Annotated in this window: 18 protein-coding genes; 15 read left to right on the top strand and 3 right to left on the bottom strand. The window is 43.6% G+C overall.

Features of this window, described 5'->3' with window-relative positions:
- Positions 1-24 precede the first annotated feature (24 nt).
- From HMPREF9124_RS10240 to HMPREF9124_RS10225, 3 genes are all read right to left on the bottom strand, one after another.
- Positions 25-801, bottom strand: coding sequence for a phosphate ABC transporter ATP-binding protein (locus HMPREF9124_RS10240; RefSeq protein ID WP_009429816.1), 777 nt, complete (start codon positions 799-801; stop codon positions 25-27).
- A 172-nt stretch (positions 802-973) separates the two neighbouring features.
- On the bottom strand, positions 974-2878 hold the full coding sequence (locus tag HMPREF9124_RS11515) for a phosphate ABC transporter permease (RefSeq protein ID WP_242821587.1): 1905 nt from the start codon (positions 2876-2878) through the stop codon (positions 974-976).
- Between the two features lie 142 nt (positions 2879-3020).
- Positions 3021-4022, bottom strand: coding sequence for a phosphate ABC transporter substrate-binding protein (locus tag HMPREF9124_RS10225; protein WP_009428434.1), 1002 nt, complete (start codon positions 4020-4022; stop codon positions 3021-3023).
- Positions 4023-4286: 264 nt separating this feature from the next.
- On the opposite strand from HMPREF9124_RS10225, the gene HMPREF9124_RS10220 reads away from it, so the two are divergent.
- From HMPREF9124_RS10220 to nusB, 15 genes are all read left to right on the top strand, one after another.
- Positions 4287-5138 carry a KilA-N domain-containing protein gene (locus tag HMPREF9124_RS10220; protein WP_009429493.1) on the top strand — a complete coding sequence of 284 codons (852 nt, stop codon included), beginning with the start codon at positions 4287-4289 and terminating at the stop codon, positions 5136-5138.
- A gap of 215 nt (positions 5139-5353) precedes the next feature.
- Positions 5354-6553, top strand: a complete 1200-nt coding sequence (locus HMPREF9124_RS10215; protein WP_009427923.1) for a TlpA family protein disulfide reductase — start codon at positions 5354-5356, stop codon at positions 6551-6553.
- Between the two features lie 107 nt (positions 6554-6660).
- The gene (locus tag HMPREF9124_RS12015) at positions 6661-6813 is read left to right on the top strand and encodes a CD1871A family CXXC motif-containing protein (RefSeq protein ID WP_009429491.1); all 153 of its coding nucleotides are present in this window, start codon (positions 6661-6663) and stop codon (positions 6811-6813) included.
- Complete coding sequence (locus tag HMPREF9124_RS10210) at positions 6806-7738, top strand: 4Fe-4S binding protein (RefSeq protein ID WP_009428733.1); 933 nt, start codon at positions 6806-6808, stop codon at positions 7736-7738. Before HMPREF9124_RS12015 ends, HMPREF9124_RS10210 begins: the two co-directional genes overlap by 8 nt.
- A 1-nt stretch (position 7739) precedes the next feature.
- Positions 7740-8393, top strand: a complete 654-nt coding sequence (locus HMPREF9124_RS10205) for a response regulator transcription factor (protein ID WP_009429419.1) — start codon at positions 7740-7742, stop codon at positions 8391-8393.
- The gene (locus HMPREF9124_RS10200; protein WP_009429772.1) at positions 8390-9793 is read left to right on the top strand and encodes a sensor histidine kinase; all 1404 of its coding nucleotides are present in this window, start codon (positions 8390-8392) and stop codon (positions 9791-9793) included. The genes HMPREF9124_RS10205 and HMPREF9124_RS10200 overlap by 4 nt, the downstream gene beginning before the upstream one ends.
- Positions 9794-9813: 20 nt before the next feature.
- Complete coding sequence (locus tag HMPREF9124_RS10195) at positions 9814-10191, top strand: hypothetical protein (protein WP_009428043.1); 378 nt, start codon at positions 9814-9816, stop codon at positions 10189-10191.
- Between the two features lie 68 nt (positions 10192-10259).
- A complete protein-coding gene (locus HMPREF9124_RS12520; protein ID WP_009427815.1) occupies positions 10260-10385 on the top strand; it encodes a hypothetical protein in 126 nt (41 codons plus the stop codon).
- A 249-nt stretch (positions 10386-10634) separates the two neighbouring features.
- Positions 10635-12041: an ABC transporter substrate-binding protein gene (locus tag HMPREF9124_RS10190; protein WP_009429582.1), complete on the top strand. Its 1407-nt coding sequence runs from the start codon at positions 10635-10637 to the stop codon at positions 12039-12041.
- Between the two features lie 245 nt (positions 12042-12286).
- Positions 12287-13138: a carbohydrate ABC transporter permease gene (locus tag HMPREF9124_RS10185; RefSeq protein WP_009428007.1), complete on the top strand. Its 852-nt coding sequence runs from the start codon at positions 12287-12289 to the stop codon at positions 13136-13138.
- On the top strand, positions 13135-13971 hold the full coding sequence (locus HMPREF9124_RS10180; RefSeq protein WP_009428776.1) for a carbohydrate ABC transporter permease: 837 nt from the start codon (positions 13135-13137) through the stop codon (positions 13969-13971). The genes HMPREF9124_RS10185 and HMPREF9124_RS10180 overlap by 4 nt, the downstream gene beginning before the upstream one ends.
- Positions 13972-13974: 3 nt before the next feature.
- The gene (locus HMPREF9124_RS11510; RefSeq protein WP_083816315.1) at positions 13975-14832 is read left to right on the top strand and encodes an alpha/beta hydrolase; all 858 of its coding nucleotides are present in this window, start codon (positions 13975-13977) and stop codon (positions 14830-14832) included.
- A 16-nt stretch (positions 14833-14848) separates the two neighbouring features.
- On the top strand, positions 14849-17173 hold the full coding sequence (locus HMPREF9124_RS10170) for a glycoside hydrolase family 31 protein (RefSeq protein WP_009429028.1): 2325 nt from the start codon (positions 14849-14851) through the stop codon (positions 17171-17173).
- Between the two features lie 111 nt (positions 17174-17284).
- Positions 17285-17662: an Asp23/Gls24 family envelope stress response protein gene (locus tag HMPREF9124_RS10165; protein WP_009428835.1), complete on the top strand. Its 378-nt coding sequence runs from the start codon at positions 17285-17287 to the stop codon at positions 17660-17662.
- Positions 17655-18197, top strand: a complete 543-nt coding sequence (gene nusB / locus HMPREF9124_RS10160; protein ID WP_009428853.1) for a transcription antitermination factor NusB — start codon at positions 17655-17657, stop codon at positions 18195-18197. Before HMPREF9124_RS10165 ends, nusB begins: the two co-directional genes overlap by 8 nt.
- The last annotated feature ends 2 nt before the right edge of the window (positions 18198-18199 follow it).

Raw genomic sequence — 18199 nt, 5'->3', positions numbered from 1 at the left:
ATGCGTTGTTTGCACTTGGAATGCTTACCATTCTCCCTCTATAAATTCTTTGGTTTCCGGTCTCTTTGGATGAGTGAAAAACTCCTCCTTTGTGCCGCTTTCCCAAAGTTCTCCTTCGTGAAAGAAGAGGATCTGGTCGCCGATACGCTTCGCCTCGGAGAGGTTATGGGTCACGATAATCATGCTGTATCTTTCTTTGAGATTCTGAAGGAGCTCTTCTATTTTTAAGGTGGAAAGTCGGTCTAAAGAAGAACAGGGCTCATCCAGAAGGAGGATTTTCGGCTCTATGCAAAGGGCGCGGGCAATACAAAGTCTTTGGGCCTGCCCTCCGGAAAGGCTTAGGGCGGAGCGATGGAGATCCCCGGAAATCTCCTCCCAAAGTCCTACGTCTTTAAGCTTTTGCAGGATTAATTTCTTCTGCTCGGCTTTGTTCTTGATACCGTAGTACTCCAAGGCATAAGTCATATTTTTATAAATAGAAAAAGGAAAAGGACTGGGGTTTTGAAAGACCATGGCAATCTGCTCCAGTCGCTTTTCTTTTTTGTTTGTCAGATTTTCACCGGAAAGAAAGATTTCCCCTTCCATTGAGGCTTCTTTATTTTCCAAAAGAAGACCATTTAGACTATTTAAGAGGGTGGACTTTCCGCAGCCGGAGCTTCCCAGAAAAACCGTGATGCTCTTCTCCGGAATTTGAAAATGCAGATTCCGGAGGATTTGTCTTTTGCCGTAGGAAAGGCTCAGATTTTTCACTTCCAAAATGGGATTTGTAGATAAAATGGGATTTGTAGATTCGGTAGACATTTTATTCTCCTGAAATAGCTTTTTTTAATCTTTCGGATATTTCTTATTCCATTCGATTTTGCGATTTATGGATATCCGACATAGTTCTTGTTCATTTTTATGGTTGTTGTTTTTTATGTCAGTTACTTTTATCTTCTCTGTTTCCTGTGGTAGTAGCCGGTGAGCATGCTTGCTATCTTTTCCATTTTCTGTGGCAGTAAGCGGTCAGAAGGCTGGCTATTCCGTTTCCAATCAGTAAAAGGAAGAGCATCACCAAAGCGGTTCCATAGGCTCTGGATAAGGAGGATCCACCTTGCACGAGCAGCAGATATAGATGCAGGGGAAGCGCCATGGCCGGGGACAGTAAGGAGGTAGGACTTTTCGCAAAGGCGACTCCTCCGGTAAATAAAATCGGCGGTGTGGCACCGAGAGCAAAGCAAAAGGCCAGAAGCATGGTGGAAAGAAGTTCCGGCAAAGTATAGGGAAGTACAAGCTTTCTCAAGGTATAGCCTTTGGAGCAGCCCAGACTTTCGGAAGAATGGAGGTAGCTTTTCGGCACTTCTTCAAATATCTTTTCCATACGGATTTCCATGAAGGGGAAAATCATAATCGCCAGAGCGATGGCGCCGGAGAGTACCGAGCGTCCCAGCTTTAGCTGGTATACAAATAAGCTGTAGGAAAAGAGTCCCAACACAATGGAAGGAACGCCGGAGAGCAGGTGAATAAAGAAATGCAGGCTCTCTTTTTTTCTGCCTTCCTTTGCATAAAAGACCATGAAAAGGGCGGTAAAAAGGCTTGGCAGTCCCGAAAGCACTAAAGCGGTAAGGGAAAAGGCCAAAGAACCGGTGATGGCGGGGAAGATACCGCCCTCTTCTCCCAAGACCATTCCCTTTGGCGTGTCCAAAAGAAAGCTTGGGGAGATGACCTTGTTTCCCTTATAAAAAATATAAAGAAAGAAAAACAGCAGGGCGGAAAAAATCAGCAGGAAAGAAAGAAAGCTGTACAGGAAGAGGAGGATAGCGGAAAAAGACCGGGACGCCTTTGCCCTCTTCCCGGTAGCAAGTAGACGAGGCGCTACTTTTTCCCTATTTTCCGGGGAATGCACAGAAGGAGACTCCGCAGTGACCGTATCCGTATCGACTGCGTGGGATGACTTGGATGCGTTCCGAGAAATCCCATCTTGCAAAGCGTTCTTCTTGCCGAATCGGAAAATGTGAAGCAGCACGCCCGGTTTTTCTCCCATTTTCACCAGCAAATGAAGCAGCGCGACCAGCAGTAAAAGCACGAGTCCGGAGGCATAGAGCGCATGGTAGTGGAGAGAATGATGCTCCGCACTGCCCATTTCCAGCGCAATGAGTGAAGCGATGGTTTCGCCCTTGGAGAGGAGCTTCGGAAAAAGGTTGGCATTGCCTACCACCATCATCACCGCCATGGTCTCTCCCAGCGCTCTTCCGCTACCCAGCAGGAAGGCCATAAAAATGCTTCGAAGGGAAGAGGGTAGAATTAGTCTCAGGATAATGTAGGCGGGAGAAAGTCCCAGAGCCCTTGCCTCTAAAAAGTATTTCGCCTTTAATTTCACCATACTGTCCGTGATGGAATCCACCATAAAGGGGAAAATCAAAATGGAAAGCAGGACAGCAGCCAGTAAGATACAGGAGCCTGTACTCACGCCCATTTTCAAAAAGAGAGGCTTTCCTACCGTTAAACCGATAAAGCCGTAAACCACGGAAGGAATGCCGGAAAGCAAGTCCAAAAGTGGGTAGAGGATGCGTCTTCCCTTCTCCCAAAAATAAAAAGCAAAAAAGATACTGCAACCCAGAGACAAAAGGGTGGAGAACAAGAGGGCGAGGAAGGAAACGGAAATAGAGCCCATCAGAAAGTGGAAAATGCCGAAGGAGGCCGTTCCGGTAAATGCCATGGGGTTCCATTTTGCACTAAACAAAAAAGAGGGAAGGGAAACACTTTCAAAGAGGGGTAAGGATTCCTTAGCCAGAAAAAGAAAGAAAAAACTCAGAATACCGGTGGAGAGAAACAAAAAAGCGTAAACGAAAAAAAGAAAGAGAGAGTTTTCCAGCTTTCTGCTTTTAAGATTCCGCATTTTTTCTTTCCTTTCTAAACCATAGTTTCTGCCTTCTATGCAGTATAGCTTTGAAAAGGGGGCAATCAAAGCGCCCCCCGATTTCAAAGCTATACGCATGGAAAGCTTTTTTGTAATTTTTCAGCTCTGTTTTTACGAATTCTTACTTGGTGAAAGCAGGAATATAACCATTTGCCACAACCGCATCATACCCTGTCTCGGAGAAAACGTAATCAATAAAGGCCTGTTCATTCTTTGTGATTTTCTTTCCGGTAACGAACATAACCGGTCTTTGAATCTTGTAGTCACCGCTTAAGATCTTCTCTTCGGAAGCTTCTACGCCGTCAACCTTGATTTCTTTCAAAACAGTGCTTTCTTTGTTTGCTTTGTTAAATGCACCGAATCCTACATAGCCGATACCGTTCGGATCGTTTGCCACATTGGTAGCCAGCTCTGTCATGGAAGCGGACTGGGTAGCGGAAGGGGTGATTTCCTTGTCGCCCATAACTGCCTTCTGGAAAACTTCATAAGCGCCGCCGGAAAGGTCGCGGATGTACACATGAATCTCATCATCGGAGAGAGAGGAATCCACTTGACTCCATTTGGTATATTCTCCGTCGAAAATCTTCTGTAAGGTTTCCGTATCCAGATTTTCCAGCTTATCCGCATTGGGGTTCTTGCTGCTGACCGACACGGTTAAAGCATCCTTTGCCACTTCAAAGCTCTTATAGTCCTTGCCAAGGCTCTCTACTTCTTTATCCTTAATGTCTCTTGCCAGCATACCGAAGTCTGCAGTGCCGTCAACAGCAGCCTTTACGCCTACGCCGGATCCGCCCGGAGCCACATAGATGGAGATATTCTCCTTCGGGAAAGAAGCATCTACCTTGTCCCAGGTCTCATACTTCTCGGTAAAGGAAGAAGCTAAAGAGGACATAATGGGGTACAAAGAGGTGGAACCGCAGAATAGAATCTGTGCCTTAAAATCGGAACTATCGGAAGAAGCTTCTGCCTTGCTTTCTCCCTCTTTTGCAGTATTGCTTTCTGCCGCAGTTTCCTTGTCACTTGCCGCCGCAGTGGTGGAAGCTGTGCTTCCCTTTGCACCGCAGGCTACCAGAGAAGAAGCCAGAAGAAGGCCGCCGAGTAATAAAGATAGTTGTTTTTTCATCATTTTCCTCCCATGGAATTGCATAAATGAATCTTCTCTGCACGAATCAGAAGTTTTCATGCTTTTCGTATCAAAGAAGATATCGTAGAAACAGTCCTATTATGGGGAAGATTAAGAAGCGGGTCAAGAGGGAAAAAGCTTGACCGGGAATAAGAGCAGGATTGACCGGAAATAAGGTGAGTACGGAATGCAAGTCATGGAATAATGGAAAAACATTCGGCAATATGGTACCATGGAGCCATCTTTAGTGAAGGAGGAACTCACATGCCTAAGGGAAACAAAGACACGATTGAAGCAAAGGGTTTTACTATTCAAATTTATACTGAAGACTTTAAAAATGACTATATAAGTCTAACGGATATTGCAAGATATAAAAACGCGCATGAACCTAAAGATGTTGTTAAAAACTGGTTAAGAGTAAGAGATACAATTGAATTTCTTGGACTCTGGGAGACTATTCATAATCCTAGTTTTAAAGGGGTCGAATTCGACTCCTTTAGAAAGGAAGCAGGAACAAATGCATTTACATTATCGCCTCAGAGATGGATTGAAAATACAAATGCAATCGGTATTCTTTCTAAATCCGGGAGAGGTGGGGGAACATTCGCTCATCCTGATATAGCAATGGAATTTGCTTCATGGATTTCAGCAGAGTTTAAGCTCTATCTAATCCAAGATTACAAAAGACTTAAGTCAGATGAAAATTCAAAATTATCATTAGGTTGGAATCTTAATCGAGAAATTTCTAAGATTAACTATAAAATTCATACAGATGCAATCAAAGAATATCTCTTAAAGGATCTTACCAACGAGCAGTTATCTTATCAATACGCAAGTGAAGCGGATATGCTCAATGTTGCCTTATTTAACAAAAGAGCAAAACAGTGGCGTGAAGAAAATCCGGACCTAAAAGGGAATATGAGAGACTATGCGAGTTTAAATGAATTATTGGTTCTTGCCAATATGGAAAGCTATAATGCAATTCTTATTGGAAAAGGTATGGATCAAAAAGAAAGAATGATAGAACTGAGAAAGCTTGCAAGAACTCAGCTGCTGTCAATTGAAAAGTTGAACAATACTGGAATTAAGAGTTTAGAGGATAAGTCAAAGCAATAGATTAGATATCTATAAAAATTCCGGTAGATCCATGGTTATACTTTTAGAACAATGAGAAGATACAATCCCCTACTTCCATTTCATATTCATTTTATAAATGCCCTGTATTCTGTTTAGAGAAACACTATATTGGAAAAGGAATTTTTTCTTTTTTCGAGAGAGATAGCTTAAGAATTAGGGCGTATAATGATAAAGTGATTGAAGGAGGAAGATTCATGGTTAAGACTCAATTTAAGGGAGCATTTCTTGTACTTGGCTTATGCGTAAGCTTAAGCTTTACGGCATGTCAAAATAAGGGAGCTGCAGAGCCAACTTCGACGGAAACGAAGTCGGCAGAGGAAAAAGCTACAGGAGAGCAAGGACTTGTGGTCAGTCCGGAAGACGCGGGAGTATCGGTAAATAAGGACAGTAATGGAGACAGCTTTAAACCGGCAGACTATACGCTTCCTGTAAAAGACGAGTATGTTTATGAGTATTTGGGACTGCAATTCAGTCTTTCTGAAAAAATAAAAGAAGCGATGAAGACAAAAGACATCGTAATGCTCGATGACCAAAGTCCCATCGACCAGGACTTAAAGTATGGACTGCTTAGCTTTAGTAAACTGACAGAAGAGCAGAAAAATGCGGAAGTCGGTAAGATGGGAGACGGCTACGAAAAGTGGCAGGAGAGTCTGGAAAGAATCGGTACCATCGGGATGTTTGAAAAGAGTCTTTCCGAGGAAGAAATCGGGAAGATTACAAAATGCGACAGCCGTACGAAACTGGGAGAGTCCAAAGACGGAAAATACAGCTATTATCTTAGTGTAAATAGCACAGCGGATGTAGAGACGATAGAGGAATTAAAACAGACGACCGTAGAGATTACGGAGAAAAAAGAACGTCCGGACAATGGCTTTGTTTTGTCCGAAAAGTCCGATTTGGAGGGGGATATGGCTTTTTCCGCCGATTCCCAAAACGCAGTTACGGACTTAAGTAATCTGCAGACCAAGGACATTGACGGAAAAGAGTTTAGCAGTAAAGATTTTGCCAATTACGACCTTACCATGGTGAATGTTTTTGCCACCTGGTGCAGTCCCTGTGTGCAGGAAATTCCGGACCTTGCGGAAATTCAGAAGGAAATGAAGGACAAGGGGGTCAATATCGTTGGGGTAGTAACGGATACGGTGGATCAGACCGGAGAAAACCGGGAGGCGTTGGAGAAGGCGAAGCTGATTCGGGAAAGGAGCAAGGCGGAGTATCCCTTCCTGATTCCGGATCAGAGTAATTTTAACGGCAGACTCAGCGGGATTCAGGCCTTTCCGGAGACCTTCTTTGTGGATAAGAAGGGACAGATTGTGGGCGAGACCTATTCCGGCTCTCGCAATAAGAAGGCTTGGATGGAAATCATAGAGAAGGAGCTGGCTAAAGTGAAGTAGACTGGCTAAAGTAAAGCAGACTGGCTAAAGTAAAGTGGACTGGCTAAAGTAAAGCGGAAGGACTAAAGTAAAGCAGACTGACTAAAGTAAAACAGTAAAGAGGGAATATGAAACAGAATATTTTAAAGTCCCGGTTGACCTCCCTGGTTCTCCTATGTATGGGCATCGCCATGATGTACATAGGAGTCCATCGGGGAGAGGCACTGGTAGTAATGAATAAGGCAATCAGAGTGTGCATGGAGTGTATAGGCATTGGATAAGTTAAAAGAATTCATCAACGGAAAAACGAAAAAAGATAAGTACAAGGCCAGAAATAACATAAGACATTTATTTCAATCCTTTTGGTTTTTAGTGACCAATTCCTTTTTTGAGGGATTTAAAACCGGAAAAATTTATAGTGGAGAATTGAAGCAGCTTTGCGTTCCCGGCATGAATTGCTATTCCTGCCCGGGAGCAAAGGGCTCCTGTCCTATAGGAGCTTTACAGGCGGTCATAGGAAGTCCGAAATATAAGTTCAGCTACTATGTGGTGGGCTTTCTCTTTTTCGTGGGAGCGCTGATAGGAAGAGGTGTTTGCGGATACCTTTGTCCCTTTGGACTGGTACAGGATTTACTGCATAAGATTCCCTTTGTGAAGAAGATAGAGACCTTTAAGTGGGATAAGCCTTTACGAAAGGCAAAGTATCTTATTTTACTTGTTTTCGTGATTCTTCTTCCTCTCTTTTTGGTGGATATTATAGGACAGGGGGCGCCCTATTTTTGTAAACTGATTTGTCCTGTGGGAATGCTGGAGGGAGGGATTCCTCTGGTGTGGATGAACACCAGTATGCGGGGAGCCGTAGGCTTTCTTTATGCATGGAAGGGCTTGATTTTGCTTTTAACCATCCTCCTTTCCGTAATCATTTACAGACCCTTCTGTAAGTATATCTGTCCCTTGGGCGCGATTTATTCTCTCTTTAATTCCGTGTCCTTTTTCCGTTATACTTTGGACCATCAGAAGTGTATTCACTGCGGAAGATGTAAGGCGGTTTGCGAGATGCAATGTGATCCGGTACAAAACTGCAATGATTTGGAGTGTATCCGTTGCGGAAAATGTAAAAACGCCTGCCCGGTGGATGCCATTGCCTGCGGGGTAACAAGACCGAAAGAACAGGCCGGGGCGGCAGAAGTGAAAGTGAAGGCCTAGCATGAACATCCTTGTAGTGGAAGACGATCAAAGGATCAGAGAGGGAATCGCCGCCTTTCTGTCGGAATTTGGCTATACCATACTGGAAGCGAAAGACGGCCGAGAGGCCCTTTCAAAATTCAACAAAGAGATTCATCTTGTCATTTTGGATATTCAAATTCCCTTTGTAAACGGTCTCGAGGTCTTAAAGGAGATTCGGAGGCAGAGTAAGCTCCCTGTTTTAATTCTTACCGCCTTTAGTGATGAGGAATATAAGATTGATGCTTTCACACATCTTGCAGACGGCTATATGGAAAAGCCCTTTTCCCTGCCGCTTTTAAAGGCGAGAATCGATTCTTTAATCCAAAAGAGTTACGGGCAGACGGATAAGTTTCTTTATAAAAATGTAGAGGTGGACTTTTCCGGCTACACCGCTAAATTGGATGGAAAGCCTGTGGACATGAATGCCAAGGAAGTGGAGATTTTAAAGTATCTTTCCGAAAATGAAGGTCGGGCACTCAGCAGGACGCAAATACTGGACCATGTGTGGAAGGAAATGGAAGAAATCCCCTTCGACAGGGTGATTGATGTGTATATCAAGGAGCTAAGAAGAAAACTCAAGCTGGACTGCATTTTTACCATCAGAAATGTGGGCTATAAGTTGGAGAAAGAATGAAAAATTTAAAGCTATTTCCGAAAATGTTCATACAGCTTTTTTCTATTCTTGGAATCATTATTCTCTTGATTCATCTCTTGGTCTTTTTCTTCTTTCCCGTAAGCTATCTTGAACAGAGGAAGGAAGCCATTACGAATCGGGCAAATGAAGTTTCCGCCGGCATGGAGGGAAAGTCCCTTACAGACATAGAGAATACTTTGGCTCTTTACTCTAAAAGCAGCGATATTCAGGCTTTCGTGAAGAAAGGTGCGGAGAGCCGATCGATTCCCGTTGACGCGAATATTCCCATAGATGATACGGTGCCTATTGATTTTGACAGTAAGACCAATTCTATGATTATCGAAGAAAGGGAGATTCAAACGGATAGGGGGAATAAGCTTATTTTACAGTTTATTTCCACCGCAGATATGCAAAAGGAAGCAAAGGAACTGAGCTTGCAATTTCTGCCCTATTCTTTGGCCATTTCTCTTTTGTTTTCCATAGTGGTTTCCTTAGTGTATGCGAAAGCGATTAAGAACAATATTTCGGAAATTAAAAACGAGACGGACAAGATGATTGCGTTAAATAAAGAGGCGTGTTTGCCGGTTGACACCAAAGACGAAGTTGGTGAGTTAAAGGAGCAAATCAATACCCTCTATCGAAGCCTCTTACAATCCATTGAAAATGTAGAAACAAAAAATCAGGAGATTTTAAAGCTGGAAAAACTGAAATATGACTTCTTAAAGGGGGCTTCCCATGAGCTGAAAACCCCTCTTGCGAGTCTGAAAATCATTCTGGAAAATATGCAGTACAATATCGGAAAGTATAAGGATAGAGACCTCTATATCGGAGAATGTATAGCCACTGTAGACAGCCTTAGCCAAAGTATTTCCCGGATTTTATCCGTGTCTTCTTTGGAAAATTTAAAAGAGGATGAAGAAAGTCTGGAGATTCAGCCTGTACTGCTTAGCGTTTTAGAAAAATACGAGGTTTTACTGCAGCAGAAAAAACTGCATTTACAAAATCGCTTAGCGGGTGAAAAGCTCTATATCGGAAGGCCGGCTCTAAAGATTATTTTATCCAACTTATTGAGCAATGCGGTAAAATATACGGAAGAAGGGGGAACTATAGAGATTTATGCGAAAGAAGGCCTGCTCTATGTGGAGAACAGCATTCATCCTTCTTATGGACGGAAGCAGGAAAAACGCTACTTTGAAAAAAAGGAAGGAAGCAGGGAACATAGCAAGGGAACAGCTATTGATACGGAAAAACTATGTATTATGAATTTTGATTTAAATAAGGAAAACAGCAACGGTCTGGGCTTATATATTGTGAGCACTTTACTGAAGAACTACAAGATTCCCTATGAGGCCTCGGAAAGAGACGGAAAATTTATCTTTTGCATAAAGTTATCAAGATAGAGAAGCTTAAAGGAGGAAATATGTTCATCTTAGAATTAAACCAAGAGGGCATGGAAACGGAAATCGCCGTATTCCGTACTATCGAAGAGGGAAGAGCCTTTATTTCTCAAGTGGACGGCTACCGCTGCGAGGAAGAAGAGGGCTTTCTCTATGAAAGCTTGGACATCAGGAAGCTTCCGAAGTATTTGGAGCTGCATTACAATGGCAACATCGTTCCTTTTAGCAAGTTCATGTTTACCGAAGAGGGGGATATAGACATTTTCTGGAAAGAAATACCGGATTTGAGTTCTCCCGGAGACGGCATGGTGGAAGGCTGTACTCGAGTGGATGCTTATGCGATTCCCAATGAAGAAGTGAAAGATTATATCGAAAAGAGGGAGTTTCAGTACAAAAAATAAAAGGGCTCTTAGAGGAAAAGGGCTATGAGGCGGACAGAGCCTACTTCGGTTCGGAAGATGGAGAAGCCGTGCTTTACAGAAAAAAGGGAACGGAAGACTGGCATTTTCTTGCCCACATGGATCCGGGCTTTATAGAGGATGAACTGGAAGATATCTTAGAGGATTTGGAGAGATTACCGGATGATTTGCTTTAGGACACGATTTTAAGGATTAGTAAGGCGTAGGATGTACCTAAGGGAGGCTTTTTTTCAATTGGGCAATATACACAAAAAATAAGAACAATGACTTGGAAAATAATGCACAATAAACTTGTACTCCGATATGAAATCGTATAATATACTAGTTGCAATTAGAAATATATCCATCATAAAAATCATCAAAAAGGTAATAAAACAATTGATGAAGAAACATTTTTAGGACAATTCAAAAATGGGAGGGGTAAAATGAAGAAAAAGCTAATTGGTGTAACGTTGTGCATGTCTATGATGGCGGTAGCCCTTGCGGGTTGCGGCAGCTCTTCTTCGACAGCCGGCTCAAAAGCAACAGAGGCCGCTAAGGCGGATGTTGCCAAAGAAGGTGCAAGTGATTTTACTGGAACGATTCGTTGGCTCAACTATAAACCGGAGATTGCCGATCAGCTGGTTGAAGTTGCAAAGGCCTATACGGATGAGACAGGAGTTAACGTACAGATTGAGACGGCGGCATCCAATACCTATGAGCAGACGTTGACGGCAAGAATGGATAGCTCGGATGCTCCGACGATTTTCGTTTGCGATAGCATGAAGATGTTGAATGAGTGGCAGGATTACTGTGCGGATCTCACGAATACAAAACTGAACGGTTTTGTTTCCGATCAGACCTACACACTCAAGAAGGATGATAAAGTTTACGGTATCTCTTATGCATTGGAAGGGTGGGGAATCATTGTCAACAAGGCCATCACGGATGATTACTTTGCCTCTCCCAATAAGAAGACGGAATATACCTCTCTGGATGATTTATACACCTTTGATGCACTGAAAGCCGTTGTGGAGGATATGCAGTCCATGAAGGATGAGCTCGGCATCGAGGGAGTCTTCGGTTCGACGTCTTTGAAAGCCGGAGATGACTGGAGATATCAGACACATCTGATGAACCAGCCGCTGTATTGGGAGTGGGGCGGAAACGATAAGATCGATTTAAATGGACTGATTCCGGAATTCAAGTTTGAATACAATAAAAATTTCAAGGATATCCTGGATCTGTATCTGAATAACAGTGTCATTGACAAGAGTCTGGTAGGTACAAAGACAGTTGATGATTCCATGGCGGAGTTTGCACTGGGCAAGTGCGCTATGATTCAGAATGGAGACTGGGCATGGAGCACAATTGCCGGAACGGACGGAAAGAAAGTGAATGACAAGGATGTTTGCTTCATTCCCATTACCTGCGGCGTGGAAGGCGAGAAGGACATGGGTCTGAACGTTGGTGCATCTCAGTATATGTGCATCAACAGCCAGCTGGACCAGAAAGATCAGGATGCAGCGCTTGCATTTCTTGAGTGGCTTTTCAGTTCTGATACCGGTAAACAGCTTGTTGCGCAAAAGCTCCAGCTTGTCACACCTTTCACGACAATGGCGGATGCGGAATACACGAATCCGTTATTCGAAAGTGAAAATGATATCGCAGGAAAAGGGAAGAAAGCTTATTGCTGGGCTGCAAATTTGATTCCGGATGACCAGTGGAAGAATGATTACGGTGCAAGTCTTCTGCAGTATGCGCAGGGACAAAAGGACTGGGATGCGGTTGTTTCCGACGCGGTTACTGAGTGGGAGACGGAAAGAAAAATTACAAACGAAGCAGCTAAATAATAGCAGATGTCCTGACGGGGCACTCTGAAATGGATGTGCCTTGCCGGATAAAATCCGACAAGGCGCATTTTCTATTCATAACGAGTATCGCTTGCAAAGCTTGTGATTTCTCGTTTCTTAACAAGCGATGCAGGCGAAGCCTGAGACATCTTGTTTGTAACGAGTATCGTACGGGTTTCTTGCGCTATCTCGTATACTCTAAAAAGATTATGGTATTCGTATAGGAGAAAGGATCACCGGAAATTATGGAGAAAACATATAAGAAGTATTATGGGTGGTTTGTAATACCAACTCTTATTGCATACGGTATTGCTTTTGTTTGGCCTTTTGTTATGGGGGTAGGATTATCCTTCTGCAAATTCAAGACTTTAAAGAATGCCAAATTTGTCGGTCTTTCCAACTACATCTATGCGTTGACAGATAGCAAGGGATTTCTTTCGGCACTGTGGTTTACGGTAAAGTTTGCTGTAGTTGGTGTTATCAGTGCAAATCTTATTGCATTCGCACTTGCTTTGGTTCTTTCCAAAAACCGAAGAGGAACGAATGCTTACCGCACCATCATTTTTATGCCTAATCTCATCGGGGGAATCATTCTCGGTTACATTTGGCAATTGTTGCTGAACGGTATTCTGATTAGACTGACGGGAAACGATATTACGTTTGACGCAAAGTATGGCTATTGGGGGCTTATTATTTTGTACAACTGGCAGAAAATAGGCTACTTGATGATTATTTATATTGCAGGAATCCAGGCGATTCCCGGAGACCTTATTGAAGCGGCAAGAATCGACGGTGCAAATGCCAAACAGATCCTTAGGCGGATTATTGTTCCGCTGGTTTCCGGTTCCGTCACAATCTGTATGTTCTTGTCTTTGACGGATTGCTTTAAAATGTACGACCAGAACCTCGCGTTAACCGGAGGAGCCCCTGCTAACCAGACCACTATGCTGGCACTGAATATATTCAATACGTATTACAATCGAAAAGGCTTTGCTGGCATCGGGCAAGCTGAGGCGGTAATCTTTACAATCATCGTGCTTGCCATATCTATCATTCAGCTGAGAGTTTCGAGATCGAGGGAGGTGAAGGAGGTATGAAAGAAACGAGAAATATTACATCGGTACTGTTCTACATCATCATGACGCTTTTAGCGGTTTTTTTCATCTTCCCGATTGCACTTGTTGTGATGAATTCTTTCAAGAACAAGCTGTATATCTCTACCACGCCGTTTGCATTCCCGGATGCGGAAAGCTATGTCAATATTAAAAATTATGTTGACGGTCTTGCGAAAATCCATTTTCTGTCCAGCATAGGCTACTCGGTCTTTATTACAGTCATTTCCGTTGTTCTTATCGTGCTGTTCTGCTCGATGACATCTTGGATGATTTCACGGGTAAAAGGGAAACTTTCATCGTCCTTATATTATCTGTTTATTATCAGTATGGTTATACCGTTTCAGATGGTAATGTACACGATGACGAAGGTTGCCAATACACTACACCTGGATAACTTTGTCGGAATTTGTGTTTTGTACTTGGGATTCGGTGCCGGAATGGCGGTATTCATGTTTTGCGGTTTTATAAGCGGCATTCCTATCGAGCTGGAGGAAGCCTCTTTGATTGACGGATGCAATCCTTTCCAGACATTCTTCAAGATTGTGTTACCCGTCATGAAGCCTATCACAATCACGGTTGGCATTCTGAACGCCATGTGGATCTGGAATGACTTTTTGCTTCCGTACCTGGTGATTGGAACAAAGTACAAGACCATTCCGGTTGCCATACAATATTTAAAGAGCGGATATGGTTCGGTGGACTATGGCCATCTTATGTCGGTCATTGTAATTGCCTTGATTCCCATTGTTGTCTTCTATTTTGCCTGCCAAAAGTACATTATTGAAGGTGTAACGGCAGGTGCCGTGAAAGGATAAAAAATGGCACATTTTACCTGTAATTTTCTATCATATACTCTTAATAGGGCAATCAATATTGATGTCATTATACCCGGTGTTACGTCCACTGAAGCGGGAGAACGCGATGTTACTCACCGGATGAAATACAAATATCCCGTCCTCTACTTACTGCACGGTTATTGCAATGATTACAGTACCTGGGAACGCTATACCTCTATTGAACGTTATGCGGAAGAACGTCGAATTGCAATCGTGACATTCTCTGCTGAAAACAGCATGTATGTCAATGTTGGAAAATTCACGGGCTGTGAAGACCCTTCAGGGTGGATCGTTGCGGCTGATTATGAAAAACTTCTTTTAGAGGAGATTCCCGACTTTGTGACCAGCATGTTTCCGGTGACGGAGAATCCAAAGGATACTTACATTGCCGGACTTTCCATGGGAGGATATGGAGCCATGTGTAATGGCTTTCGGAATCCTGAGCGCTTTTGTGCAATCGGTGCTTTTTCCCCACTCACAACCATAGGAACTCTTGGCGAGGATGGGAAGGAAGAAAATCCTGTCGTTCCTGAAAATCTGTACAATTATGAACCGGAACTGCTTATGCGAAAGGCTGTCTTGGCAAAAGAGAAGGGGAAGATTAAGAGCGTTCCTTCTCTTTACTACTGCTACGGGACAGAAGATTTCCTTAAGAAAAAGCAAGACTGGTTTTCCGAACTCTTGCAGAAAGAGTTTTCCGGAAAACTGAAAATCGAGCAGGAGATTCTCTCCGGATACGGTCATGAATGGGCATTCTGGGATCTTGAAGTACGGAAGTTCCTCGACTGGATACCGAGAACGGATGAATATTATTTGGAGCAGCCGATTAGGAGAATCTGAGCAGGAGGAATGCGATATGTCTACCAAGGTTGATTACAATGAACAGACCGGAAAGAGAAGAAGCTTATATCCGGCCTCAGAGGATTATATTTTAAAAGCGATTCATGCGGATGATTCTCAAAAAGAAAAAGGGGAAATCAGCTTTCTCCTTTTGACTGCAAATGGAAATAATGCCTGTTTGAAGCTTCGTTTCCTGTCCAAAAAAATCGTGAAACTTCATCTATTTCTTTCGGATTCGAAGGGGCAAGCACTCTTTCCTATCAGAAGTACAAAACAGGTTTTCACTTTTTCGAAAAATGGCGATGTCCCTGTGACATTCCGGGATGGGGACAATGCATGGATTGCGGAAACAGGGGATGTAACACTCAGATTCAGAAAAGATTACTGGAAGATGGAAGCCTTTGTTCAGAATGAGAAGATTCTGGAAGAAGGGGTCACGGATGCGAATGTGGACAATCGATGGAAGATGCTGCCTCTTGGTTTCACCTTGGAAGACGGAAAAGCCGTAGCGGTTCGGGAAAATTTTTCGCTCGGAAGCGATGAGGCAATTTGGGGGCTCGGGGAAAAGTACACATCCATGAATCGAAGAGGGCATGTTTATCAGATCCGTCAAGTTGATGCGCTCAGTACGGATTCGGAAAAGGCTTATCTCGGAGAACCGTTTTATCTTTCGAGTAAAGGCTATGGTCTTTTTTGTAACAGTTTTTCGGAGAGTATGTTTGATGTCGGGGCCTCCTCCACGTTAAGTCTTCAGATTGGAGTAAAAGATGCAGACCTGGATCTTGTTCTGATATTGGAAGGCAAGGAAAAATATCGAGAAATCATAGAGGATTATATAGAACTGACGGGAGAAGTGCCTCTTATTCCCAAGTGGGCACTGGGGTACTGGCAGTCTAAGTGTACTTATCATACACAGGATGAAGTGATGGCTATCGCTGAGCGGGCTGATAAGCTGCATCTTCCTCTTGATGTTATCCATATCGATGACTGGCAGGGAGCAATCAATGCCGGCACGTTAAAGTGGGATAAGACGGCGTTTCCGAACCCGGTGGGAATGATTCATGCACTGCATGAGAAGCATATTCATCTCAGTGTCTGGACCTTTCCTTATGTGAATGATAACTGTCCGGAATTTTGCAAACTCGAAGAGCAGGGATTTTTTGTACGGAATACCCGGGGAGAGACTGCACTTTTCTATGCGACTGCAGATTCAAAGAATAAAGTGGCTTGTTATGACTTTACGAATTCCGCCTTTGTTGCTTGGTATCGTGAGCGTATCTTTGCTATTCTACGAGACGGGGTAGATGTTATTAAGACGGATTTCTCCGAGGCGCTTCCCGAAGATGTGATCTTATTTGACGGCAGTACCGGCACGGAAGCGCATAACAAGATTCCATTTCTGTATACGAATCTAATCTACGATACGATGAGGGAAGCTTTCAAAGGCACAGAGAAAATCCCTCTCATCTGGAGTCGGAGCGGGTATCTTGGAGCACATCGCATTCCGGCAATTTGGGCAGGGGATTCTTCCTCCGAGAGTGCAGGACTTTCGGCACTGATTCATGGAGGCTTGGGACTTTCTGCGTGTGGAACACCTTACTGGGGCTATGATCTTGGCGGCTTTTTTCTTACCGGATTGGATGGAAATGAATGTCTTCCGTCAGAGGAGCAGTATTTGCGCTCCTTCGTGACCGGGATGTTTCTGCCGCTTGCAAGAGCTCATGGGAAGACGGCGAGAGAGCCCTGGAATATTTCCGAGAATGCGCTGGAGGTTGCCAGAAAATATGATGTATTTCGCCATCGCTTGATTCCGTATCTTTGGCATACGGCGATAGAAGCGCATCTTACCGGTATTCCCATGTTGAGGCCTCTCTATTTCGAATATCCCGGTGACCGGCAGGCTGTGCGGGAAGACCTTGAATATATGTTGGGGGATTCCCTCTTGGTTTGTCCACCCTTTGAGAGAAGTAGTTATCGGGTATACCTGCCCAAGGGAAGATGGACGAACTTATTTACAGGAGAGGTTCTGCAGGGAGGAACAGATGTGGAAGTTCATCCGAAAATAGACGAAATTCCGGTTTTTGTGCGAGATGGTTCGGTTTTGGAAATGCTTCCGGAAGAATCAAACGGGGTATGGCATGTATCCGCTGGAGAAGCGGAAAAGACGGAACTTCTCGTCTTTACAGGACGCGCTATGGAAAAGACATTGTACGATGCGGTGAACCGTGACGGTAAAGTGCTCACGATGAAAAAGCAAATAGTTGTCCTGCAAAGAGAAGATGGAAGCCTGTATATTCCGGAAGAAATCGGCAAACAGTATCGCTATGTTAAAATACTGTAAAGCAAATTATGCTTGCGAAAGTCCGGGCTGTCTAAATCTCTTTCCCCTTTTCTTTTTTTATGGTAGAATTTTGCAAGGCTTAGTATTGTAAAAGACGATAGGAGGGCTTATATGGAAGACGAGAAGAACATTCAAATAGAGGGAAATAAAAGTTTGGGGGATGTGGTGATTGCCAATGAGGTGCTTGCCATTATTGCCGGGATTGCGGCAACCGAGGTAGAGGGCGTACATTCTATGGATGGCGGTTGGTCAGGGGAGTTTATCTCCAAGCTTGGAATCAAGGATCTCGCAAGAGGGGTCAAGGTACAGGTGAAAGAGGGAGAGGTCAAGGTAGATTTAAGCCTTAATATGGAATACGGCTATGCTATCCCGAAGGTTTCCGACCTTGTGCAGGATAAGGTTTCCGCAAGTATCAACAATATGACGGGACTCAATGTTTCCGAGGTCAACATCAGGATTTCCGGAGTGGTAGATAAAGAGAATGAATAAGAGAGAAGAAAGAAGTCATAAGTTTAAGCTCTTATTTTCCACCCTCTTTTATGAGGGGGAGGAGAAGGAAGAGCAAATCAGTCACTATTCCTTTGAGAAAGAGGAAGATGATGAGGACGTCATTGCCTTTGATTGTCTTCCCGATGAGGAAAAAGCGTATTTAGAGGCTGAGGTGCTGAAGATTCTGGAACGGCTTCCCGAGCTCGACAGCATGATTAATGCGGATACGGAAGGATGGACCACAAAGAGAATGAGTAAGACTGATCTTACGGTGCTTCGTCTTTCTCTTTATGAGCTGAAATTCCAAGAGGAAATTCCGAAGAAGGTTGTCCTGAATGAGGCGGTGGAAATTGCAAAGAAGTACGGAGGCGCGGATTCCGGCTCTTTTGTGAACGGCGTGCTTGCGCGGATTCTTCCGAAGCTTTCTCCGGAACTTTCCGACTCTACTGAAAAGAAAGAAAAGAAGAGCGAAAAGAAGGGAAAGAAAGAGCAGAAAAATTCTTCTTTCCACATCGTTCTGAACAAGAAAGATTAATT

Origin of the sequence: Oribacterium sp. oral taxon 108 str. F0425, from assembly GCF_000214455.1 — a bacterium.
Taxonomy (GTDB): Bacteria; Bacillota; Clostridia; order Lachnospirales; family Lachnospiraceae; genus Oribacterium; species Oribacterium asaccharolyticum.
The sequence above is the reverse complement of the archived record's forward strand: the minus strand, read 5'-3'. Positions and strand labels throughout refer to the sequence as shown.

Excerpts from the sequence above, each read along its gene's own strand:
- HMPREF9124_RS10165 (WP_009428835.1), top strand. The coding sequence starts at position 17,285 with ATGGAAGACGAGAAGAACATTCAAATAGAGGGAAATAAAAGTTTGGGG.
- HMPREF9124_RS12015 (WP_009429491.1), top strand. The coding sequence starts at position 6,661 with ATGAAACAGAATATTTTAAAGTCCCGGTTGACCTCCCTGGTTCTCCTA.
- HMPREF9124_RS11515 (WP_242821587.1), bottom strand. The coding sequence starts at position 2,878 with ATGCGGAATCTTAAAAGCAGAAAGCTGGAAAACTCTCTCTTTCTTTTT.
- HMPREF9124_RS10215 (WP_009427923.1), top strand. The coding sequence starts at position 5,354 with ATGGTTAAGACTCAATTTAAGGGAGCATTTCTTGTACTTGGCTTATGC.
- HMPREF9124_RS10185 (WP_009428007.1), top strand. The coding sequence starts at position 12,287 with ATGGAGAAAACATATAAGAAGTATTATGGGTGGTTTGTAATACCAACT.
- HMPREF9124_RS10225 (WP_009428434.1), bottom strand. The coding sequence starts at position 4,022 with ATGAAAAAACAACTATCTTTATTACTCGGCGGCCTTCTTCTGGCTTCT.
- HMPREF9124_RS10240 (WP_009429816.1), bottom strand. The coding sequence starts at position 801 with ATGTCTACCGAATCTACAAATCCCATTTTATCTACAAATCCCATTTTG.
- HMPREF9124_RS10170 (WP_009429028.1), top strand. The coding sequence starts at position 14,849 with ATGTCTACCAAGGTTGATTACAATGAACAGACCGGAAAGAGAAGAAGC.
- HMPREF9124_RS10200 (WP_009429772.1), top strand. The coding sequence starts at position 8,390 with ATGAAAAATTTAAAGCTATTTCCGAAAATGTTCATACAGCTTTTTTCT.
- nusB (WP_009428853.1), top strand. The coding sequence starts at position 17,655 with ATGAATAAGAGAGAAGAAAGAAGTCATAAGTTTAAGCTCTTATTTTCC.
- HMPREF9124_RS10180 (WP_009428776.1), top strand. The coding sequence starts at position 13,135 with ATGAAAGAAACGAGAAATATTACATCGGTACTGTTCTACATCATCATG.
- HMPREF9124_RS11510 (WP_083816315.1), top strand. The coding sequence starts at position 13,975 with ATGGCACATTTTACCTGTAATTTTCTATCATATACTCTTAATAGGGCA.
- HMPREF9124_RS10205 (WP_009429419.1), top strand. The coding sequence starts at position 7,740 with ATGAACATCCTTGTAGTGGAAGACGATCAAAGGATCAGAGAGGGAATC.
- HMPREF9124_RS10195 (WP_009428043.1), top strand. The coding sequence starts at position 9,814 with ATGTTCATCTTAGAATTAAACCAAGAGGGCATGGAAACGGAAATCGCC.
- HMPREF9124_RS10220 (WP_009429493.1), top strand. The coding sequence starts at position 4,287 with ATGCCTAAGGGAAACAAAGACACGATTGAAGCAAAGGGTTTTACTATT.
- HMPREF9124_RS10190 (WP_009429582.1), top strand. The coding sequence starts at position 10,635 with ATGAAGAAAAAGCTAATTGGTGTAACGTTGTGCATGTCTATGATGGCG.